Source organism: Ehrlichia ruminantium (assembly GCF_009728835.1).
Lineage (GTDB): Bacteria > Pseudomonadota > Alphaproteobacteria > Rickettsiales > Anaplasmataceae > Ehrlichia > Ehrlichia ruminantium_B.
Map to the genome: position 1 here is coordinate 237,281 of NZ_CP033455.1, position 23,361 is coordinate 260,641.

At 29.6% G+C, this 23,361-nt stretch carries 17 protein-coding genes; 7 read left to right on the forward strand and 10 right to left on the reverse strand.

The window, feature by feature from the left end; all coding sequences use genetic code 11:
• Positions 1 to 152 precede the first annotated feature (152 nt).
• The 5 genes from EDL80_RS00765 to EDL80_RS00785 all read left to right on the forward strand — a co-directional run bounded on the left by EDL80_RS00765 (position 153) and on the right by EDL80_RS00785 (position 7,533).
• Positions 153 to 3,053, forward strand: coding sequence for a hypothetical protein (locus EDL80_RS00765; RefSeq protein ID WP_230957214.1), 2,901 nt, complete (start codon positions 153 to 155; stop codon positions 3,051 to 3,053).
• Between the two features lie 156 nt (positions 3,054 to 3,209).
• Positions 3,210 to 4,658, forward strand: coding sequence for a hypothetical protein (locus tag EDL80_RS00770; protein ID WP_158406313.1), 1,449 nt, complete (start codon positions 3,210 to 3,212; stop codon positions 4,656 to 4,658).
• A gap of 4 nt (positions 4,659 to 4,662) precedes the next feature.
• Positions 4,663 to 5,289: a hypothetical protein gene (locus tag EDL80_RS00775; protein ID WP_158406314.1), complete on the forward strand. Its 627-nt coding sequence runs from the start codon at positions 4,663 to 4,665 to the stop codon at positions 5,287 to 5,289.
• Positions 5,290 to 5,314: 25 nt separating this feature from the next.
• Positions 5,315 to 5,815, forward strand: coding sequence for a hypothetical protein (locus EDL80_RS00780; protein WP_230957610.1), 501 nt, complete (start codon positions 5,315 to 5,317; stop codon positions 5,813 to 5,815).
• A 929-nt stretch (positions 5,816 to 6,744) separates the two neighbouring features.
• A complete protein-coding gene (locus EDL80_RS00785) occupies positions 6,745 to 7,533 on the forward strand; it encodes an MBL fold metallo-hydrolase (RefSeq protein WP_158406316.1) in 789 nt (262 codons plus the stop codon).
• A gap of 397 nt (positions 7,534 to 7,930) precedes the next feature.
• Here EDL80_RS00785 and EDL80_RS00790 read toward each other — a convergent pair whose 3' ends face one another.
• On the reverse strand, positions 7,931 to 8,746 hold the full coding sequence (locus EDL80_RS00790) for a glutamine synthetase (RefSeq protein WP_158406317.1): 816 nt from the start codon (positions 8,744 to 8,746) through the stop codon (positions 7,931 to 7,933).
• 5 nt (positions 8,747 to 8,751) lie between these two features.
• Positions 8,752 to 9,876, reverse strand: coding sequence for a phosphate ABC transporter permease subunit PstC (pstC, locus tag EDL80_RS00795; protein ID WP_158406318.1), 1,125 nt, complete (start codon positions 9,874 to 9,876; stop codon positions 8,752 to 8,754).
• Between the two features lie 162 nt (positions 9,877 to 10,038).
• Between pstC and alaS the strand changes: the two genes are divergently transcribed.
• Positions 10,039 to 12,699 (forward strand): alanine--tRNA ligase, encoded by a 2,661-nt coding sequence (gene alaS, locus EDL80_RS00800; RefSeq protein WP_158406319.1) that lies wholly within the window; start codon positions 10,039 to 10,041, stop codon positions 12,697 to 12,699.
• 1,553 nt (positions 12,700 to 14,252) lie between these two features.
• Here alaS and sucD read toward each other — a convergent pair.
• From sucD to EDL80_RS00840, 8 genes are all read right to left on the reverse strand, one after another.
• On the reverse strand, positions 14,253 to 15,134 hold the full coding sequence (sucD, locus tag EDL80_RS00805; protein ID WP_158406320.1) for a succinate--CoA ligase subunit alpha: 882 nt from the start codon (positions 15,132 to 15,134) through the stop codon (positions 14,253 to 14,255).
• Positions 15,135 to 15,141: 7 nt separating this feature from the next.
• Complete coding sequence (gene sucC / locus EDL80_RS00810; RefSeq protein WP_158406321.1) at positions 15,142 to 16,302, reverse strand: ADP-forming succinate--CoA ligase subunit beta; 1,161 nt, start codon at positions 16,300 to 16,302, stop codon at positions 15,142 to 15,144.
• A gap of 95 nt (positions 16,303 to 16,397) precedes the next feature.
• The gene (gene rpsU / locus EDL80_RS00815; RefSeq protein ID WP_158406322.1) at positions 16,398 to 16,676 is read right to left on the reverse strand and encodes a 30S ribosomal protein S21; all 279 of its coding nucleotides are present in this window, start codon (positions 16,674 to 16,676) and stop codon (positions 16,398 to 16,400) included.
• A 122-nt stretch (positions 16,677 to 16,798) separates the two neighbouring features.
• Positions 16,799 to 17,827 carry a substrate-binding domain-containing protein gene (locus tag EDL80_RS00820; RefSeq protein WP_158406323.1) on the reverse strand — a complete coding sequence of 343 codons (1,029 nt, stop codon included), beginning with the start codon at positions 17,825 to 17,827 and terminating at the stop codon, positions 16,799 to 16,801.
• Between the two features lie 69 nt (positions 17,828 to 17,896).
• Positions 17,897 to 18,514: an SCO family protein gene (locus EDL80_RS00825; protein ID WP_158406324.1), complete on the reverse strand. Its 618-nt coding sequence runs from the start codon at positions 18,512 to 18,514 to the stop codon at positions 17,897 to 17,899.
• A gap of 242 nt (positions 18,515 to 18,756) precedes the next feature.
• The gene (locus tag EDL80_RS00830) at positions 18,757 to 18,903 is read right to left on the reverse strand and encodes a hypothetical protein (RefSeq protein WP_158406325.1); all 147 of its coding nucleotides are present in this window, start codon (positions 18,901 to 18,903) and stop codon (positions 18,757 to 18,759) included.
• Between the two features lie 304 nt (positions 18,904 to 19,207).
• Entirely contained in the window at positions 19,208 to 20,245 is a 1,038-nt protein-coding gene (locus tag EDL80_RS00835) for an NAD(P)H-dependent flavin oxidoreductase (RefSeq protein ID WP_158406326.1), read from the reverse strand.
• Positions 20,246 to 20,255: 10 nt separating this feature from the next.
• Positions 20,256 to 20,777 (reverse strand): cytochrome b, encoded by a 522-nt coding sequence (locus EDL80_RS00840; RefSeq protein ID WP_158406327.1) that lies wholly within the window; start codon positions 20,775 to 20,777, stop codon positions 20,256 to 20,258.
• Positions 20,778 to 21,612: 835 nt separating this feature from the next.
• Here EDL80_RS00840 and EDL80_RS00845 point away from each other — a divergent pair.
• Positions 21,613 to 23,232, forward strand: a complete 1,620-nt coding sequence (locus EDL80_RS00845) for an ABC transporter permease (protein WP_158406328.1) — start codon at positions 21,613 to 21,615, stop codon at positions 23,230 to 23,232.
• Positions 23,233 to 23,361 lie beyond the last annotated feature (129 nt).

The window sequence follows — 23,361 nt, forward strand, 5'->3', positions numbered from 1 at the left end:
ATGATAAAGAACTGAGTGATTGTTTGCAAGTTTAAGATTTTTGTATAGTTGTTTGTGAGTTTACTGACCTATTACTAGAAAATTAATAATATTATTGATTTATTAATTATTCATAATAATATTAATAATTATTAATTTCTTAAGTTTGAATAATGCATAGATCAGTTACCCAGTTTATTACACATACTAAAACAGCAGATGATGTTGTTAACAGACAGTTTACTAATAATACTAGTATAGTGTATGCATCTAGTGTTAATTTCTTTAAGAAAGGTGACATTATTTACTCTTTATATTATGTAAAAAATGGTGTTAGTGGTCAGGATATAATATGTGAAATTCAACATGGTAAGTTTATTTATTATTTAAAGATAAATGATTATCCTATTTTTGATTTTCGTGCTGTAGATTATCCACTGGAAATGTTGTTTGTAACATATGGTCAAAGTGATTTAATGTTGATTGTACTTCCTGAGGAAAGTAAAAGTAGTAAAACTTTAGTTGTAAAAGTATATAAGATTAATTATAAGCCCAATGTATCTTTACTCCAATTGTATAAAATGCAATTAGTTAGTTGTGATGGTTATGCCAGGGAGGAAGTAAAATATCCTGTTATTTTACATCAAGATATAGTTGGTAGAATAATCATTATTGCAAGGGTAGATAATGATTATCGTGGTGATGCTACAGATAGATTATATGTGATGTGGAAATTAGAGTATAAGAATGATAAATTTGAAGTTGTTAACATAGATAGTGGAGGATATAGGAAGTTTAATGCTGCTTATTTGTTTAAACATTCTGGTTATATAAACCGTGGTAAGTGTCGTGATAGATTGATTATAAAGTTAGGGTTAAACAATACTATAAATTTCTTTTATGTTGGGAAGCATATTTCTAAGAACTATCGTTTTTTTTCTAGTATGTACAATCTATCAATAAATTATAATGTAAACCCTGACCCAGAAGAATGTCTTATACGTTCTTCTTATGGATGTAATGCTAGCAGTAATAGACAGTATGATATACCGAAGGGGTGTATTCATACAATTAATGTTTTGTATGATGGTAAAGATGTATATATAGCGTATGTTGGTAGTGTATTTGATAGTAAGTTTGGAAGTGATAAGCAGTTAGTTATTGCACGTACTGTGGAAGATGAGCAGTTATATATATATGATTTTGTACGTGTTGAAGAAAATGTTAGTACGGTATATATAAGTTCCCATGAGAATGTTTTGGCAATTACAATTATGGGATCTGATAATCTTATCAGATATGAAGTTTCAAAGTTACAGTTAAAGTCAGGAATTATTGATCATATTGATATTGTAAATATCCCACGTAATGTAATAAAAAACATTGCTGATTTTACATATGTTGTTGATGGAGTTTTGGGACTTAATGATGTTGAGTATGTTAGCCTAGATAGTGTATCAGCTACAAGATCTAATGTTAATTATGGGATATCTGAATTTTCGCTAAATATTAGGGAAGTAGCATTTGATGATTTGCTTAGGAATTTGAGCAGTCTATATGGTAATTTTTCTACAGATGTTTCTACTATTCCTACTAGTTATGGTATCAATTATACTACTGTAATGAGTGATGAAGCATTATCATTGTCTACTATAAGATATTTAAGTAGTGTTGTTAATACTTCAAATGATATCAGTTCAATAACAACGCAAGTTTCAATTGGTAGAGAAGATAATATATTTAGAAACCCTGCAGGGTTTGTTGGGCACATTGCAAGTTATGTAGAACCTACTAGTCATATTGAACATGTGACGTTGCCATCGAAATTACCAGATGATAACAGTATAGTGCCTATAAACACTAAGATAAGTTCTATAATGCATCCAAGTGCAACAACGACATCAGTACCAGTTGGTAGGACAGATAATATGTTTGAAGGTACTGCAGGGTTTGTTGGGCACATTGCAAGTTATGTAGAATCTACTAGTCATATTGAACATGTGACGTTGCCATCGAAATTACCAGATGATAACATTATAGTGCCTATAAGCACTAAGACAAGTTCTGTAATGCATACAAGTGCAACAACAACATCAGTACCAGTTGGTAGGACAGATAATATGTTTGAAGGTACTGCAAGGTTTGTTGAGCACATTGCAAGTTATATAGAACCTACTAATCATATTGAACATGTGACATTGCCATCGAAATTACCAGATGATAACATTGTAGTGCCTATAAGCACTAAGACAAGTTCTATAATGCATACAAGTGCAACAACGACATCAGTGCCAGCTGGTGAGACAGATAATGTGTTTGAAGGTACTGCAAGGCTTGTTGGGCACATTGCAAGTTATGTAGAACCTACTAGTCATATTGAACATGTGACATTGCCATCGAAATTACCGAATAGTAGTAATGTTTCATACGGAATGAAAAGTACTGATGGTGTTTTAGTAAAACAAAGTGCTACGTTAAACTCAGTGTTGATGGGTGAGACATATAATAATGTATCTAAGAGTAAAAAGAATGGTGTTAAAGATAATGTACAATATGAAAATCATAGTGGTGTATTATTACAGCCGACAGGTATTAAAGTGTCTAAAAGTGTTGGGAAAAAGGATAAAATATTAGGTAAAAAGGCAAAGTATAATATAAGACGTAGTACTATTAAGTCTGGTATTAATCCACGTAATAAAAGTACTACTGCTAAGACATATACGTATAATAGTGGACAAGATAATATTAGTACGGACATTATGTTGTTTAATCTTACTCAGAATAGTAGTAGTGACTATAATAGTAGTTTATTAAATAGTAATGCTACTTTTAGTACTCAACTTAACTCAAATAATTATAAAGTAATATTTTCAGCAATATCAATTATATTTTTTGTTTTCTTGTTATTAGGTGGTTTTAAGTGTGTTATGTGGTATTTAGCAAAATTAAATAGAAGAAGAGTATCTAGAAATGAACAAGGATTTGTAATGTTTGATTTGGATAATATTCAACATAATGTTTCTGGAGTGCAATTTGAAAATCTTACATCCCGACATACAGAAAATACCTTATAGTTGTGTACATATTCTTTGTAAAAATAGTATTAATTTAGGAGTTATTTCGTGTTGTATGTCATATTTTTAATTAATATATCTTCATTTATTACTGTTTAATATTAGTTAGTGAGATTGTTATTAATACTTTTGATATTGTGTTTTTTGTGAAAAATCATGTTATTTTTTTCTAAAATACCTAAGAGTAAGATTATTATATCTGTGGGAGATTATGGGGCAATAGTACTTAACATTGTGGATACTGTAGTAAAGGATAAATACTTTATTGAAGGAATACACGATGTGTCTATGTCAAAAATTATTTCATGTATTACTGAATACAAAAAATCACCTGTATATCTTGTATTAAATCACTCTGATCAAGTCTATACTGAACATAAGTTACCTGCAAGTAATAGAATTATTGCGAAATCTTTAATGAGAATTAATCTCAATAAGATAATGAAAAATTATGATGTTGGTAATGCGTTTTTGTTAACAGCTCCGAATTCTACAAATAAGAATTGGCATTATATGTATGCAACGAGTCGACTTAATGAATTATCTAAAAATATATTAGAGATTGTTCTTAATAATTCAGAGAATTTTTGTGGTATATTGCTATTGCCGGTTGAATTGGCATGCGTTTGCAATAGATTGTTAAGTATACAAGGTAAAAGCTGTGATAGATGGACAGTATTTGTAGCTTATACTAAGACCAATGATTTTAGACATATTGTGCTATATAAAGGAAAAATGGTATATGTTGGTAATATTATGGTTTCTGAAGATGATACATCTCCAGGTATTATTGCTGGTAAAATCTGTCAGGAAGTACAAGATATACTTTTGTCACTTTCTAAGCTTGGAGATACTAAAGAATCAGTAGTGACTCTATATATTATAACATCTAGTACCATAAAAACTAGTTTGCTGTCCTGTGATTTTAAAAATATGGATAGCAATATTTTAACTCCATATGAGTTATCAAAAGTTTTGATGTTAAATCAATCTACAAATATCATGAGTGAATTTTGCGACACTGTTATATTATGTGCTATAATGGAGCAGTTTTCATTTGTGGTCTTTCATACTAAATATACTAGATTATTGTATAAAATTCGTTTTATTAATACGTACTTAATACCATTTTTACTGTGTTTAATTACTTTGGTTTCCTTATTTAATGTGGGATATATGCTAAGTATAGATAGTAATTATGATGAGAGAGTTGGTATGCTACTTCATCATGAGCAACTAACATCTCATGTTGAAAAGATTGACGAGGATGCCAGTATTAGGCAAGTTAATGAGATGTATGAAACAATGGATGTATATAAATCACTGTTAGCTAATGATTTTTTTTCACTTGATTTGATATTTAAATTATACAATGTAGATTTAACTGGATTTGTCATCAATTATTTATCACTACATACCGATAGCAATGGTGTTAAGGTGAAGTTATTACTTAAATTTAATAAGGGCGAAAAATTTTTAGACTATTGTAATAACTTGAAGGTTAATATGGGTAATGAATTTAAAGAATATAAAGTAGAAATTATAGATTCACTACCTAATGCTTTAGATAGTCATAAGATTATTGTGGTTAAATTGGAGAAATGATTGGATGAACAGCAAATTATTGAAGTGGGTATGTGCAATTAAAATTTCAGTATGTTTAGTTTTGTTGTGTAGTTTGTCTGTTACATTATATTATTTGTCTAAATCTAATGCTTATGTAGTGCAGTATAATGCTAATATTATGAATGAAATTCGTAAGCTAAGTTTTAAAATTGTGGATGTTCATAAACATGAGGCGATGCTTAATAATAGTGGTAGTTTATGGCAAGAAATATCAAATTCAAATATATATAGTACCTCTTATGAAGAGAATTTGGGTACGTTAATTAGTGATTTATGTAAGAAATATTATTTATTTAATTCTGAAATTAGCATATCTAATCCTGAAGTCATTGGCGATACTTTTAATAAACAGTATATCAGTGTAATTAAAAGTCGTGTTAAACTGAAGTTTGCTTCTATTAGTGATGAACAAGTATTTTTGTTTATTAATGCCATACGTCACGATATTTCAGGGTATGTTAAAATTATTAATGTTAGCATTGGAAAGGATACAGAAATTACAAATGAAATATTACAGTCTGCTTTAAAAGGTGAATCTGTATCTACTGTTAGAGGTAGGATTGTATTTGATTTGTATAGTATAGTAGGTAAGTTTATCAATGAAAGTTAGCATAATATTAGTAGTAATTTTATGTATGGTTTGTAATGTGTGTAGAGCTAGTCAGCATGATTGTCTTGGTCTTATATATGCTTTAAATCATTGTTCAAAATATACTTGTGATATAGATTTTGTTGATGATAAGATTCAATATACAGTTTTTGGTATGCGTAATGGTCGTTGTAAGTTTTTTGAACAAGATAGTTCCAGTGTTATGTTGTGTTATTTACCTCAGGAAAAGTTAGAACAAATGTCTGAATATTTAGTCAAGGTAGTAACTAATAATGTAAATATGGATGTTGATAAGATTGATCATATGTTGTCTAACGTATGTGACTTTTACTCTGTAGTTCAGGAAAGTGTAATACCAGAAAATGAGGAAGTAACTGAGGAGAATGCATTAGAAGTTGAGCGTACGGCTGGATTGGAAAAGAGAAAATCTGATATTAGTAAAATTAAAAGTATATTTTTTCCAAATAAGGATGTCGAATCATTACGTAGCATATATGTTCAAAGTAGAAAACGACAGCATCATTAGTATTATCAATCAAATTGGAGTTGAGTATACAATATGATATATTATGGTTGTACATTTTAAATGTTACGAGTTTAATATACTTGTGTATGTTTAAAGTGGTACACACGTATTATTGAGTTAATTGTTTCTTATATATCTAGTTTAAAAACTTGTATGTTTGTAAGTTGTAACAAGTAATTGATAGTGATAAAATTAGTAATATAGGCTGATTTAATATAAAGTATCATTAAAAAAGTTTTTATGATAAATTCGTATGTAATGTACTTGATATACTTAATGGGTCTACTGATACAAGAATTGTGGTTTTGTATAAATTCTATCTAATATAAGACAGTTAATTATAAGAAGAGATACAATTAACTCATGATTAATAATTTTTAGACATTAAATATTATCATGTAGTTTTACAATATTTACTATGATTTCGTACTAAAAAGTGATTATTAAAATAAATAATTAGCTCAATAGATAAGCATTGATCAATAACTTGAAGACAAAGATTAAAATAGGTTAACATAATACGCTATTTGTACCCAATTTTTCAACTAAGGATATGTATAAAAATAAACTACCTATATAGACAAAACTCTGTTAGTTAGATACGGTGCAAGAATTTTTAAGATAGATACAGTAAATATAAAGCCATTGTACATCATGTTATTTCCAGTTTTTTATGTCAGGCAGTTTACTTATTTGAAGTGTATAATATCTCAAAATGATTTAGATATTAGGTACATTTAAATGATGCTATAAATATTTTTAAGTTGAAATTTTGTAATAAGGAATATTCTACTCAGCCTAGGTATTTACTTGGTCTAATATGTTATTTTTGATATTGTGAAGTTAACCTAGTAGTTGATGATTTATGTACTTGACTAATAAGAAAACAGATGATATTGATCACGCATCATTAGAAGTATAAATGTTTTATGAAGATAACAATTCTTGGTTCTGGCTCGTCTAGTGGAGTGCCAATTATAGGGTGTGATTGTAATGCGTGTAAGTCACATTTGCAGTATAACAAACGTACAAGAGCTTCAGCACTTGTTGAATATAAGAATACTAAGCTACTGATTGATACTAGTCCTGATTTAAGGGTTCAAGCATTACAACATAATTTGTCATCTGTTGATGGTATACTTTACACACACTTTCATTCAGACCATTGTGATGGTATTTCTGATCTTCAACCTTTTGTACCTACTAATGAATTAAATACTGTACATATATATAGTGATATAATGACTTTATGTTCGCTTGTTGCAAGTAATTCATATTTTTTCATTCGAGGAATTGTATCTAAATGGAAAAAATGTCATTATTTAACTCCTAACATTATGTATTATTATCAGGAACATAATATTGGGGATTTTCAGATATTAATGATCAAACAAGATCATGGTGTTGCTCCTTGTAATGGGTTTATATTCAACAATAATGTGGCCTATTGTACAGATGTTAAGTCTTTCCCAAAAGAATCTTTTGAATTGCTATATAAAATGAAAGTACTAATATTAGGATGTTTAAAATATGAAGAATCTTTTGCACATTCTAGTGTTGATACATGTCTGGACTGGATAGCAGAACTAAAGCCTGACACTACAATCCTAACTCATATGAGTCATGATTTAGAGTACTATTCTCTAATTGATTATATAAAAAGTCGTATTAATGCTAATGTAATTGTTGGTTATGATGGACTACAACTTTCAGCGTAAGTTGATATTTTGAATAATTGTTAGCTATTATATTGTAAGTTATTTGTTCTATAATGTGTTTTTATACTGATAGTTTACTGTATGTGTAATGTTATGACTAATGCTTATGTAATTAGTATGTGTAGTTATTGAGTTTTATGTAACAACAAATTTCAATGTTGTTTGTAGTTTATTACATTGAGTGTTATAGTATACAGAAAATAAGCTTGTTATGTCTGTAGTACTAAAAGAATATCTTTATTATTAAGGGTTTATGATTATACAATTTGGAATTATAGGTGTTAATTCTACTTTTGTATGATAGATTTTGTGTGTGTTTTTATATAACTTTGTAAACAATATATGCTGAAGATTATAGTAGAGAGTAAATACATCTAATTATAATTAGTATGTAGGGTTAAGAATTATTCTCTAAATCTGTAATAAAGTGTTTTATTGATTCATCTAAACTTGTTGGCAATTTTTCTAGGTTGTATTGTGAATCTGAAGCAATGCCGTAAGTTCTTGGTATAGGTTGTATTTTGTTTTGTATTCCATAGATTATTCCTTGTAGAATAGAAGTAATCACTTGTTTATAATTACAATCTGCCCCGGCTACTCTGTGTTCTATTCTACAGCTACTAGGATTATTTGTAGTGTTTGGTATTCTAATAGCAGTGCTTCTGTTATTTCCTCCCCAGCTTACAGTAGTAGGGGTATCTATGTCAGCATGTATGTATCTCAAGTATGAATTGTGATGTGGGGCAAAAAAAATCATGTGTTTTTTCATTAATGTACATAACCCTCCTATGCTATATAACAAGTGTGTGCTCATTTCATTATTTTGTTGAGAAAATAAATTGTTTGTGTTTTTATCAAGTAGATTTATATGAACATGGAATGCATTTCCTGGTTTATCTAAATATGGTTTTGCAAAAAAATTAGTATTTCCGTGAAATTTTTCTGCATTATTCTGTAAAATCTCTTTAAATGTGTCAATTTCAGAAATGAGCCTGGAAATATTACTAGTATGTAATGTTTGTATTTCGTACTGTAACTCACTTTTTTCTTGTGAGATATTACAACTGAAACAAGATAGTTTATTTTTAATACTATTAATCAGTAAGGTAAAATTATTTTTTGGTATGTTATCAAAGTAGAATTCTAACTCTATTCCTATTACTGGAATTACGTTGAGGTTATTAATAAGATAATTTAATGTATATTCTAACATGTGTACTAATTAACTTTGATTGGTTTTATTGCTTTTTTTGTAATATATAGTGCAAGTATGTTAAGGAGCCATGTTATGATAAAAAGTGTAAGTCCTAAAGCATATGCAGATGATGTTTGTATACTGTTGAAGTTTTGATCGCCTGTTAAAATAGTTGCTATCTGTACTGTAATAGTGGTTACAGTTTGTAACGGATTAAAAGTTAGGTGTGCTGTGATTCCAGCAGCCATTAATACAATCATTGTTTCTCCTATTATTCGTGAAATTGATAATATGATTGCACTGATAATATTTGGTAAAGCATATGGAATTATTATGTTCCATATAGTGTCTGCTCTTGTTGCCCCAAGTGCCATAGATCCGTATTTTATAGTCTTTGGTACAGAACGTATAGCATTTTCCATTAAAGATGTTATCAATGGAAGTATCATTATACCTATTACTAGTCCAGCTACTAGTGCATTTTCTGATTGAGCATTGAGGTTATAATATTTTGCTAAGCTTCTAATTGATGGTGATAGAAATACTACTGCAAAATATCCATATACTACTGTAGGAATTCCTGCTAGTATTTCAAGAGTCGTATTAATTATGTACCTGATTCTTTTACTTGCGTATTCACTGATATAAATTGCAGATAATAGTCCTAAAGGTACTGCAATTGTAATAGCAACTATGACAATTAATAATGTACCACTTAATAATGGTAATATTCCAAATGATCCTGCTAAGTTTTCATTAATTGCTTCTGGATTGGGTTGCCAGCTAGTACCGAATAGAAAGTCTACTAGTGGTATTTTACTAAAAAATAATGCTGAATTATAGCCTAAGCATACTATTATACATATAACAATAAAAGATAATAATGCTATAGAGAAGAACATAATGGATTTTAATAGTAAGAAATTTTTGTCTATATATGTTGCTATTAATATTACAACTATTATAACAAATATTGTGCTAGTAAATATAATGTTAAAGTCTTGTAGATACAGTAGATAGGAAATTATTATTGGAGAAATGATGTTCAGAGAAGTTATAATATGAAACTTATCCTCAAAAGTAAGTGTGGTTTTATAGTAATTTCCTGTTAATAATGCAATAGACAATAAGATTGTAAGTAGTATCATAATTGTTTAAGAAATAAAGTTCACAAGTTTTTACATTATATAATTAAGAATTATACCCTTATAGTATAAGTTAATAATATGTTATTTTATCACTTTTATAGTGCTTTGTAATATCAAATGTGTATTTTTATTATTATAACCTGTATTTAAAAGAATTAATATATGATTAAGCGTAATTTAGTTAGTGATCTTAGAAAACTATTTATAGATTTTTTTGTTAAAAATGGTCATCAGGTTTTTCCTTCTTCTTCATTAATAGTAAAAGATGACCCTTCGTTATTATTTACTAATGCAGGTATGGTACAATTTAAGCAAATGTTTACTAGTGTTGATGATAAAAATATTAGTACTGCTGTATCAAGTCAAAAATGTTTGAGAGTAGGTGGTAAGCATAATGATTTAGAAAATGTTGGGCATACGAATAGGCACCATACATTTTTTGAAATGCTTGGTAATTTTAGTTTTGGTAATTATTTTAAAGAGCATGCAATAGAGTTAGCTTGGAATTTTGTAACTAAAGAGTTAGCTTTAGATAAAAATAGGCTGTATCTGACTGTATATCATGATGATAAAGATGCATTTAGTTTATGGAAAAAAATTAGTGATTTTTCTGATGATAAAATAATCAAGATAAAAACTAATGATAATTTTTGGAGTATGGGAAATACAGGGCCTTGTGGTCCTTGTTCTGAGATTTTCTATGATTATGGTGAATCTATAAAAGGAGGTTTGCCTGGGACTGCAGAAGAAGATGGGGCAAGATTTACAGAGATTTGGAATTTAGTATTCATGGAATATAACAAAACAGCAGAAGGTGAGTTATCTGTGTTACCAAGAAAATGTATAGATACCGGTATGGGACTTGAAAGAATTGCTGCTGTTATGCAAGGGGTACATGATAATTATGATATAAGTTTATTTAAAGCATTAATTACTGTATCAAAAAAAGAATCCGGTAATAATTCTAGTGAGATTGCACATAGAGTAATAGCAGATCATGTACGTTCAGCTGCATTTTTAATAGCAGAAGGATTAACTCCTGGTAATGAAGGACGCGATTATATTTTGCGTCGTATTATTAGAAGAGCTGCACGTTATGTGTATATGTTAAAATATACAGGTCCTTTAATGTATAAAATTTTTCCTGCATTAATTGATGAACAGAGTAATGCATATATGGCGGATTATTATCCAGAGTTGTTTAAGGCTAGGGATATGATAATATCTATTTTAAGAACTGAGGAAGAAAATTTTAAAGATACTTTAATTAGAGCATTGCCGTTGCTTGAAAAGGAATTAGCATGTTTGTCTACTGGTGATATGTTGTCAGGTGATATTATTTTTAAATTATATGATACTTATGGGTTTCCAGTAGATATTACCTTAGATATTATTAAAGAAAGAGGTGTTAAATTTGATGAAAAAGGCTTTTACGATAACATGGAGCAGCAGAAAACTAGATCTAGGCTTCATCATTCTATAAAGTCTATAGAGCAATTAAAAGGGAAGGTATGGGAAGATATTAGACAGAGTTTTGATAATACGAAATTTGTTGGATATGACAATTTTAAGTCTCAAGCTAAAATATTAGCGATCGTTATAGATAATAGTAGAAGTATTGAAATAGCTAATGTTGGGGATAAAGTTGATCTATTAATGGATGTTACACCATTTTATCCTGAATCTGGGGGACAACAGGCAGATATAGGATTACTTAGTGTTATGATAAGGCAAGGAACGAGTTTACTTGCATCTAATAATATTGCTGAAGTTGTAAATACGAAAAATATCCTTGATGGTCTTTATGTCCATGAGTGTGTTGTAAAAAGTGGATGTTTGGTTATAGGTGATATTATCTCTGCAGAAATAAATTCTAGAAGAAGAAAAGATTTATGTGCTAATCATTCTGCAACGCACTTATTACATTATATTTTAAAGTTGGAAGTTGATAGTAATATTATGCAGAAAGGATCATTAGTAAGCGGTGATAAATTGCGTTTTGATTTCAATCACAATATGGCGTTAACAAAGGAACAAATTAAATTGGTTGAGGATAGGATATGTGATTTAATTAGGCAAAATCATCCTGTAGAAACTAATATATGCGATTTGCAAGATGCAATTGAAGGTGGTGCTATGGCATTATTTACTGAGAAATATGATAGTCATGGGGTTAGGGTGGTTAATATAGGAAATTCAAAAGAATTATGTTGTGGTACTCATGTTAAGTATACTGGTGAGATAGGATGTTTTAAAATAATATCAGAAGCTAGTATCGCTTGTGGAATACGTAGAATAGAAGCTGTGACTGGTCAGTATGCTATAGATTATTTTAGACGGCAAGAGAAGATTTTATATCAGGTTGCTGATAGTGTTAAATCTCCTGTAGAGAGTGTACTAGTACAAGTAGATAAAATCAACAGGGAGAATCAAGAGTTGAAGCAGAAATTATTGAATGCTTATTTTAATATTATTGATGTTAAGAGTGTTAATGTTGAAAAAATAGGGACTATAGATTTTTTACATAGCAAGTTAAATAATATACCAATTGATATTGTAAGAAAATTTATTACTAAACGTCTAACTAAGGATATGATTATATTGTTTTCTAATATAACAGGTCATAATGTTATATATATTGTAGGTGTGGGCAGTAATCTACATAATAAAATTAAGGCTACAGATTTTGTAAAAACCATAGGTGATGCTGTCAAAAGTAAAGGTGGAGGGAACGCCCAGCTTGCTCAAATTAGCATAGAATATACAAAAGAAGTTGACATTATATCACATATAAAGAATGAGATAGTAAATATTTTTAACTGATCTATTTATACTTTATAAAGTGTATCTTGCTTTAATCAATGTTTATTGTATTGTGAACAGTCAGTAAACTTGTTGAGTTAGTAATAGGTATATGCAGAGTTGTTAGAGTGTCGTAACTTATGTAGAGCAACTTGATTATTGCTATAAGAAATTTATATGATATTGTATGTGAGAAGTGAAGTAATGAATTGTTCTTAGTTAGTCTATTGCTTTATAAAGTATATGTAATGTGGATTAGTATTTATTGTGTTGTAAACTGGTCAGTAAACTTATTGAGTTAATAATAGGTATATGCAGAGTTGTTAGAGTGTCGTAACTTATGTAGAGCAACTTGATTATTGCTGTAAGAAATGAAGAAATTTATATGATATTGTATGTGAGAAGTGAAGTAATGAATTGTTCTTAGTTAGTCTATTGCTTTATAAAGTATATGTAATGTGGATTAGTATTTATTGTGTTGTAAACTGGTCAGTAAACTTGTTGAGTTAGTAATAGGTATATGCAGAGTTGTTAGAGTGTCGTAACTTATGTAGAGCAACTTGATTATTGCTATAAGAAATGAAGAAATTTATATGATATTGTATGTGAGAAGTGAAGTAATGAATTGTTCTTAGTTAGTCTATTGCTTTATAAAGTATATGTAATGTGGATTAGTATTTATTGTGTTGTAAACTGGTCAGTAAACTTGTTGAGTTAGTAATAGGTATATGCAGAGTTGTTAGAGTGTCGTAACTTATGTAGAGCAACTTGATTATCACTATAAGAAATGAAGAAATTTATATGATTTGTATATAAGAAGTGAAGTAATAAAGGGTACTTACTTAGTCTATTGCTTTATAAAGTATATGTAATGTAGAATTAGTGTTTATTATGTTATGACCTAGTAAGTAACTTATTTAGGTAAAGTATATGCAGAATTATTAAAACTGTTATTTATTAATGTGATAATACATTTATGTTAGTCTGTTTAACTCAGCTTTATCGAAATAATATGAATAATGTGTAAAATTTGAAAAGTAACATATTTTATTAAAATCCTTAAAAATAAGTGTTAAAATAATAATTATTATTATTTTTTCAAGTATAAGTATCAGTATGTACATGAACTGGTAATTCTTATACTAGAATAGTGTAATTAGTGTTAATAATATGTAACTATTTATTTTATATGGAATAAATATTGTAGAAGTGTGTATTTTTGAAAGTATGAAATTATATTTGTGTTTCAATATTTTGCTATAGTTGGTGTGTTGAGATAATGTAGATATATATGGTTTTGTGCTAATACTTCCATATAATATTTGGTATGAATTTTAGTTATTCGGAATGTACATATTATGGCTGTGAAGTTGTACAAGATATGCTTATTAACTTATAATCCACTGAGTAGCTGAGTAAAAAAACAGTAATAAATATTACATATAAGCAATATGGTATTTAATGATGGTAACTGTTAATGCTATGTAGTACATAGCATGATGTAAATACATTATAATCTTTCATAATGTAAAAAATAACTAGCGTATGTAAGCAGCAAAAAAGTTATTAATGTTTTATAATATTTTGTTCATTGCTTCAAACATTGTTTTTCCTATAACTGCTGGAGTCTCAGCTATAATAATGCCAGCGCTTTTCATAACTTCTATCTTACTTTCAGCACTGCCTGAACTACCTGATGAGATTGCTCCGGCATGTCCCATACGTTTACCAGGGGGTGCAGTTTTGCCAGCAACAAATCCAACTATAGGTTTAGTTGTTCCTGATGATTTAATGAATTCTGCTGCCTCTTCTTCTTCTGACCCACCAATTTCCCCAATCATAATGATGCCGTGTGTATCAGGGTCGTTTATGAATAATTTAAGGCAATCTGTAAAAGACATACCATGTATAGGATCTCCACCAATACCAATACATGTTGATTGTCCTAATCCTGCTTCTGTAGTTTGTGCTACTGCTTCATATGTAAGTGTGCCAGATCGTGAAATTACCCCTATATGTCCACGTTTATGTATATATCCAGGCATAATACCAATTTTACATTCTCCTGGGGTAATGATTCCTGGACAATTAGGGCCTATTAAAATACTACTAGAATTACATAAAGCTCGTTTTACTTGTACCATATCTAAAGTAGGAATACCTTCCGTGATACAAACTATAAGTTCTATTTCAGCATCAATTGCTTCTAATATTGCATCAGCTGCATATGGAGCAGGAACATAAATTACTGTAGCATTAGCTCCTACTTGTAGTTTTGCTTGTTTCACAGTGTTAAACACTGGTAAGTTTAGATGATATGTACCACCTTTACCTGGCGTAACTCCTCCAACCATTTTTGTTCCATAAGCAATAGCTTGTTCGGAATGAAATGTACCATGAGCACCAGTGAATCCCTGGCAAATCACTTTTGTATTACTATCTACTAAAATGGACATGTTGCCTCTATTTTTTTACTATATTAACTACATTGTATGCTGCTTCGCTTAAGTCATTTGCTGTGATGATATTTAACTTTGAATCATCAAGTAGCTTTTTACCTAGTTCAAAATTTGTACCAGATAATCTTACAACAAGTGGAACGTTTATGCCGATTTCTTGTATAGCAGCAATAATACCATTAGCAATTATGTCACAACGCATTATTCCACCAAATATATTAACTAATATCCCATCAACATTATCTGATAGGATGATTTTAAATGCTTCAGTTACAGTTTTCTGACTTGCTCCACCGCCTACGTCAAGAAAGTTTGCAGGTTCAGCTCCATAGTATTTGATGATGTCCATAGTGGCCATAGCAAGTCCTGCTCCATTAACCATACATCCAATATTACCATCCATCTTAATGTAGCTTAAGCCATATTTTGATGCTTCTATTTCTTCTGGAATTTCCTCATCATAATCACGCAACTCTGAAATTTCTGGATGACGGTATATAGCATTATCATCGAAGTTCATTTTTGCATCGAGAGCAATAAAATCTCCAGATGATGTTTCTACAAGAGGATTAATTTCTATTTGACTAGCATCTGTTTCTAGAACAGCTCTGTACATTTTTTCAGCTATAGCACTGATTTTCCGTGTTTGATCTACACTTAAATTGCTATCAAAGCATAAGTTACGTCCATGAAATCCTTGAAATCCGAATATTGGGTCAATGTTACATACAATTACTTTTTCTGGAGAATTTGAAGCTACTTCCTCTATATCAACACCACCTTCTGTTGAGAATATAATGCTAACCTGGCCTTGCTTGCGGTTCACAATACTACTGATGTAATATTCTTTTTTTATATCACATCCTTCTTCCAAATATACTTTCCTTACTTTTTGTCCGTTTTTTGAAGTTTGATGTGTTACTAGAGTTGATCCTAACATGTTTTTGATTGCAGTTTTTGCTTCATCTAACGTACGTGAAACTATGACTCCTCCTGCTTTTCCTCGACCTCCTGCATGGATTTGTGCTTTAACCACAATTACTTTCGAGTTAATCTTGCTTAATGCGTCATTCACCTCATCTAATGAATGTACAATAACTCCTTCTGGGACACTTATACCAAACTTTTTTAATATTTGTTTTGCTTGATATTCATGAATATTCATATAGTATACCTTTCTACCATAACTACTAAATTTAACATACACTTACAGAAGAGTTATAATGATCTACAGGATAACTCTAATAAAATCACATATTATTATTCGATATTCTCATTAGGTTGATTAGACTGAGAGGGTCTCTTCACTTGGAAATGTCTAGCACTGACCTGAAATTTAGTAAACATAGGTTCATAAGGTATCTTGTGTAATTTTTTTCTTCTCCTCTCACAATCGTCTTTTTTTCTTGCGCGTTTTTCTGACGGCTTTTCATGATGTGTAATTTTCATTTGCCTAGGCTTGCCTTCACGTTGTAATTTTTTTTTGAGGGTACGTATACCTTGCTCTATATCTCCGTGATAAACTATAACTTCAACCAAAGAAAATCCTCCTATATAGATAAAAGACCAATCATCATAACAATAAGGAATTAATTATGTCAAATCCTTTTTAAGAAATTATGATTATCATGTACTGCCTACACGTGAAAATGTGGTATATCCTAATTGATCTTTTCTAATATATTAGTGATACGATTTCTAGTATTTTCTAATTCACTATTTGATAAAGGTATGAATCCTAAACCAACAAGATACCCATTTTTACCAATAGATTCCTGTTTTAAAATTGCTTTAATGAATTCTTTTAATCCAGGGAAACCACTAATATGCTTTTGCTTGATATATATATATATGGGTCTTGATAAAATGTATTTTCCTGAAGAAATAGTTTCATATGTAGGCTCTACCCCTGCAATTTTATTCCCGTGTATTTTATCTTGATTTTGTATTAAAAAGCTAAAACTGAAAATACCAAAAGCAGCATTATTTTTTGCAATTTTCTGAATAATTATATTTTCATTTGCTGCAACTTCAATGTATTTGCCATCATTCCGGATCATACTACACGCATGTTCTCTTTTTTTGAGATCTGGGTATACTTCGATAAAATTTTTATGATTAATGCAAGAATCTTGCATTATTTCTTCAATTAGTATGTTGTAAGTTCCTGTGTTTTTATATGGACCATAAATTTCAATATCAACATTGGGAAACCTACTGTTAATTTCTGACCAATACTTAAAGTCATTTGCTGGCATATTCTGTGTGTATTCTTCTGATGTAGAATACTTACTTAAGGCTTGAAATAAATCTTTTTTTGTAAAATCAAGTTTATTACTGTTATTAGAATTTGCAATAACTATGCCATCATAACCTATAATTATTTCAATAATATCATTCACATTATTACTTTTACATAGTTCTATTTCTGCGCCTTTTACCTTACGAGATGACATGACTATATCTGGGGTGCTTTTTCCTACGCCTTGGCAAAACATACTAAAGCCCATTCCACTACCTACAGATTCTATGATAGGAGTACCATAATCTGAAAACCTTCCAAATTCTTCTGCTATTGCTGCAATAAATGGGAATGCTGTGGATGATCCAACAACATGTATATGTTGCGAGTTAGAATCTGTAGGTAGCATCATAGATAGTAAAAATAAAATCAAAAGAAACTTCTGCATTAGATATACACCCCAACGGTTTGATTCTATATAAAAGTCTGTACTATTCCTTTTAATTAAGTATTAAGTTTAAAGATACTGCTTAATTAAAGATAATAACTTATCTACTTGAGGCTCTTGTGATTTTAATTCTGGCGCAAAATGTGCTAGATATTCTCCTTTTTTGTCTACAATGTACATTATTCCAGAATGGTCAATTTGGTTATCATTATCTGGTTTGCCAACATATGCCTTATAACCTTTTACTACTTCATTAATAGCCTCAATACTTCCTGTCAGCATTTGAATCCGTGAATCAAAATTTTTGTGGAATTCTTTCAACGTACTTACAGTATCTCTTGCTGGATCAATAGTAATGAAGATTACTTGTAACTTATTTGCTTTGTCACCAAGTTGGTCAAGAACTTGAGATGCTAGGCCTAATTCCATAGGACAAATAGTTTTACAAGAAGAAAAGCCAAAGAAGACTAACATATGCTTTCCAAGAAAGTCTTTGCTAGATATTGTTACACCATCTTGATTAGTTAAAGTAAAGTTAGTGTTTATATCAGCTTTGTTAGATATGTTAACGTCAGGAGAGTTGTGTAATTTTGGCTGAAATATACCTTGTTTCGTTATATAAGAGTATCCTAAAAAGATTGCTGCAAACAATAAACATAGGTTCAATATAAATTTAATAGCCTTCATGTAATATGCTCCGTTGTATAAAATGAGAGTTTTTTTATAAAAACACGTATCATATATGCTATAGCAATGTAATGTTATGTCAAGTTACTAAAAATTTTTATAGTATGTTTTACCTTAGTAGTATTTAAATGTATAACTTAGTATACTAAAATTTCTACAAATTTTATGTAGTACTAAGTTATTAGCGAAATTTGAATTAATTTATCTTTTTATGTTACATAGTTGGTTATGTGTATTTAAGGCTAAAAGGTGAATGTATTTTCAGCAGATAAAACAAGTCCTAAATCAACATTGTGTTCAGACCAGTGAATAATAATCAATCTACGTATTATGTTAAAGTCAGTAGTATTTATGTCTATTAATGTATATATGTAATTGAAATCACTCATATGAAAATATTTACTATTTATCACTTATGTATTGCGAATTTAATTTATTGTTGTGGGGTATTTAGCTATCTGTACTAAATAAATTTTAATCGATACTATTAGTGCTGTTTTGTATATAAGTAGATGTGAGGCTGTGGAATTAAAGTATTTTTTTAGTTAATTTTTTACTATACAGGTTGATATTTTGATATTCTAAGCCAAAGTTATAATAAGACAATTTGTAAATACTAGAAGATTACTTAATGTCTATTTTCTTTAAAGTATGTTGATAAAGGTGTGGGATTTAATATTAAACCCTTAGAAGCTAATTTACAGCTGATGGTTTAATATTTTGTACAGAGGTAATATAGTTGCATGCTTGTGATATTAGGTTATTGATTACCTGTGCAGTGGTTTCTATGTTGTGTACCATGCCTACACTTTGTCCAGCCATAAGGGATCCATTTACGATATCTCCATCTATTACTGCTTTTTTTAATGCTCCAGCCCAAAATTTCTCGATACAAAGCTGACCATCTTGTTTTGAAATTTTTCCTTGATTGTATAAGTTAATAATGTTTTGTTGTAACTCTAAAAATTTGATGCTTGCGTCATTCTCTATAGCCCTTACTGGAATGACAGGAAAATCTTTATTTAATTGTACAGATGATACGGCATCTCTAGAGGAAGATTTAATGAATACTTCCTTAAAATTGTTATGTATACGCGATTCATATGTACATACAAAGAGAGTACCAATTTGACACCCGCTTGCACCCATTATAAGATAATGTGCTATCATTTCCCCACGTCCAATTCCACCTGCAATAAAAATAGGTACTTTTTTTAAAGAGTCGTCTTGACGAAAATATGGTAGGATTTCTTGTGCAAGTACAGATGTGCTAACGGGACCTATGTGTCCTCCGGCTTCCATCCCTTCTATTATTAATGCATCCACTCCGGCTCTAACTAGACGTTTTGCTATAGATAACGATGGAGCAAAACACATTATTTTGATTTTTGCATTCTTGACATGGTTTATCATCTTGCTGTTAGGAATGCCTCCTGCAAGCACTATATGTGTTATCCCAGTTTCTACACAAACATCAATAAGGTCGGCTAAATCTGGATGCATTATAATTAAGTTAACTCCAAAAGGACGAGCAGTCAATTGTTGAGTAAGTATTATTTCTTTTTTTAATGTACTGGGATCTATAGAACCACATGCTAAGACACCAAAACCTCCAGCATTTGATATTGCAGATACTAAATTATGATCTGATACCCAGCTCATTGCTCCGCCCATAATTGCAAAGCTGCTGCCTAAAAACTCTGTACCTGATTTCCATAGTTCTGATAGCATAACAATTCTATTATATTATACGATTAAAAATATTGTCTTTGTCTATAAACTTATGCTTTAGTACTGCTAGTATATGCAAGATTATAGTTACGGAGAGCATATACGCGCAAACATTATGACACTGCTTTGCAATGATAGCAATATTTTCATTAATGTCAATCAGTAGTGGTACGTTTAAGGAAAAGATCTGTATTGCTCTACCTGAAGCTGAAGACATAACATAACCAGATGTTGCCATTGTTATAGATAGTATATATAAACTAACATGTGTAATCTTAGATATAATAGCTAAATAATTTGGAAAACCCTTATAGTATGGTGGAATTACTGATAGGGTCCTGAACATTACACGTAATAGCAGTAGTGCTAGTAATATTATACCTATTGATTTGTGTAATATATATATATTTTTTAGTACTGGGTAAGTATTAGGTAGTGACTTCATCCAGAATCCTAAAATTAACATTAATATAATTGGTATACCAGTCAACCAATGCATTATCCTAACTGAGTAATGATACTTTTCTTTCATCGGTTTAGTTAAAGTATATAATATACCTGTATACATATATAAAGAAATATTATCAATATAATAATTGTATCATTTTTAATGATACCTATTATGATACAAAATATAATGTGTGATTATTTTATATAAATAGCTACAAGATGATGAATTCTTCTATGGTCTAATGTATTTTAATCTAAGATTGTAGTTATCTATTCTTTTGTTTATGATATACTATAAATAGTAATCGAAAAGATTATTTTTTATGATTATTATTAGGATAATTCATCAGTCACGTATCTTGAATGGTGAGATTTGGTATTATCAAATCTATGTATAAGATATATAATATTATATAGGAGAAATTTGTATACTAGGAAACCTTGTTAACAAGATTATTCCAGTATTATATATATTACATGGTTCTTTTTAGCTATACAGAACTTGATCACTTTGGCAAGTTGATTTTGCTTGTAGTAAAACTAACTATAAAATGCAATTACAGTATTAGTAACATAATCAGCTTAGAATTTGCAATTACTATATAAAATTGAATGGTGAATTTTTCATAATTTATGATAATGCTAATATGGCTTATAAACTTTTAAGCTATAATTTAGCATTGGTTAATAAAAGGTTTTTTTGATGTTTCATGAGAGAAGTTATATAGTAGAAAATCAATATTTAGGACAGTTAATGTTTTTATATAGTTGGGTGAAATGTTTTTAAACTTTTACACATTAGCAGTACTTTTAATGTGTAAATATTATGTTAATACAGAAAGGTTTTAAGTGACTGATAGGATTCTTTCTGTATAATAAAATTAAAGTTAGATAATTAGCTCTCTGAAATAAATATAGTGTCGTTTATAAGTCTTGCAAGAAATGTCTTTATATATGTATCGATCGGGTTATTTATAGCCCCGATATTTTCATTGATATCTGTTATATTGACTGAAAATCAAGTAGTAGATTTATTTGCATATATTTTTTCTGAATATACTGTTAATACAGTAATTTTAATGTTAGGAGTTGGAGTTCTAACGTTAGTTGTTGGAATAGCAACAGCTTGGTTTGTAACTTATTATTCTTTTCCTGGACGTAAGTTTTTTGAGGTAGCACTTTTTTTACCACTTTCAATACCAGGGTATATAGTAGCATATGTATATGTGAATATTTTTGAATTTTCAGGTCCTGTGCAAAGTTTTTTAAGATCGATGTTTCACTGGCACAAAGGTGATTATTATTTCCCTAGTGTGAAATCATTAACGTGTGGGGTTATTATTATAGGATTTAATCTATATCCATATGTATATATGTTAGTTAGAACTGGGTTAATAGCAATTCGGAGTACTATTGCAGTTGCTACTACTTTATGTGCTTCAAGATATAAAATATTAACTGCTATTGGGTTACCAACAATTCGACCAGCTATTGCAGCAGGTATGTCGTTTGTATTAATGGAAGTAATATCTGATTTTGGTACTCCGCAATTTCTTGCGATAGATACATTTACTCGTGGTATATATAGAAGTTGGTTCCTATTACATGATAAATATTCTGCATGTTTATTTGCGTTGATTGCATTGTTTTTTATATTTTTACTAATTATATTAGAAAAACTATTACGTGGTAAAGGCATATCTTATTCTACGATTAAAATGAACACTGATTATTACCATACTTGGCAAGTTAAAGGTAAAATTGCCCTTATACTAATATATTTAATATGTTTAGTGCCAATATTGATAGGCTTTGTTGTACCAATTATTCCATTGTTATATTGGAGTATGGAAAGAATTGGAACGTTTATTACAAGTACTAAGTTTTATGTATCAATATTCAATAGTATTTATGTAGCATTTTTTACTGCAATTATTACTGTTATAATATCAATTATTATGTCATACATTGTTAGGAAAAAAGAATCCTTATCTTATGCTATAAAATTTGTTGTTATGGGTTATGCCATCCCTAATACAATTGTTGCTGTTAGTGTAATGGTTTTACTTGGTAGTTTATCTAGTTTTTTTAGTTCTTATTTTTCAGTTACTCTTATTGGAACAGTATTTGGGTTGATGTATTCTTATGTTTTTAAGTTTCTTGCTGTATCTTTAGGTCCTATAGAATCTGGATTAAATAAAGTACCCAGAGAGATAGATTGGTCTTCTTCATTGATGGGACATAATATGATTTCTACATGTGTGAATGTGCATATACCAATGATTCAGAAAAGTGTAGTAGTGGGATTTTTGTTAGTATTTGTTGATGTTATAAAAGAATTAGCAGCGACGTTAATTATAAGGCCTTTTAATTTTGATACTATGACTACTAGAATGTATGAGCTTATTGGTGATGAAAGATATGCTGATGCTGCTCCGTATGCATTAATAGTAGTGTTGGTTGGATTAGTATCGGTAGTGATATTGTGTAAAATATTTCAATATGATAGAACTAAATATAGTAAAGTTATTGTATAGTTGTTTATATTTAAAGAATATCTTATTTCAAGATTATTGCATATTGATGGTGTGGTATTGTAAAAAATATGTAGTAGTTTAATAATCACCTACTGTTAGCGATTTTTTTCTGTAACGATTTATTTAGTT

Excerpts from the sequence above, each read along its gene's own strand:
- EDL80_RS00830 (WP_158406325.1), bottom strand. The coding sequence starts at position 18,903 with ATGAGTGATTTCAATTACATATATACATTAATAGACATAAATACTACT.
- EDL80_RS00775 (WP_158406314.1), top strand. The coding sequence starts at position 4,663 with ATGAACAGCAAATTATTGAAGTGGGTATGTGCAATTAAAATTTCAGTA.
- EDL80_RS00820 (WP_158406323.1), bottom strand. The coding sequence starts at position 17,827 with ATGCAGAAGTTTCTTTTGATTTTATTTTTACTATCTATGATGCTACCT.
- sucD (WP_158406320.1), bottom strand. The coding sequence starts at position 15,134 with ATGTCCATTTTAGTAGATAGTAATACAAAAGTGATTTGCCAGGGATTC.
- EDL80_RS00840 (WP_158406327.1), bottom strand. The coding sequence starts at position 20,777 with ATGAAAGAAAAGTATCATTACTCAGTTAGGATAATGCATTGGTTGACT.
- EDL80_RS00770 (WP_158406313.1), top strand. The coding sequence starts at position 3,210 with ATGTTATTTTTTTCTAAAATACCTAAGAGTAAGATTATTATATCTGTG.
- EDL80_RS00835 (WP_158406326.1), bottom strand. The coding sequence starts at position 20,245 with ATGCTATCAGAACTATGGAAATCAGGTACAGAGTTTTTAGGCAGCAGC.
- EDL80_RS00780 (WP_230957610.1), top strand. The coding sequence starts at position 5,315 with ATGGTTTGTAATGTGTGTAGAGCTAGTCAGCATGATTGTCTTGGTCTT.
- EDL80_RS00825 (WP_158406324.1), bottom strand. The coding sequence starts at position 18,514 with ATGAAGGCTATTAAATTTATATTGAACCTATGTTTATTGTTTGCAGCA.
- EDL80_RS00785 (WP_158406316.1), top strand. The coding sequence starts at position 6,745 with ATGAAGATAACAATTCTTGGTTCTGGCTCGTCTAGTGGAGTGCCAATT.
- alaS (WP_158406319.1), top strand. The coding sequence starts at position 10,039 with ATGATTAAGCGTAATTTAGTTAGTGATCTTAGAAAACTATTTATAGAT.
- EDL80_RS00765 (WP_230957214.1), top strand. The coding sequence starts at position 153 with ATGCATAGATCAGTTACCCAGTTTATTACACATACTAAAACAGCAGAT.
- pstC (WP_158406318.1), bottom strand. The coding sequence starts at position 9,876 with ATGATACTACTTACAATCTTATTGTCTATTGCATTATTAACAGGAAAT.
- EDL80_RS00790 (WP_158406317.1), bottom strand. The coding sequence starts at position 8,746 with ATGTTAGAATATACATTAAATTATCTTATTAATAACCTCAACGTAATT.
- sucC (WP_158406321.1), bottom strand. The coding sequence starts at position 16,302 with ATGAATATTCATGAATATCAAGCAAAACAAATATTAAAAAAGTTTGGT.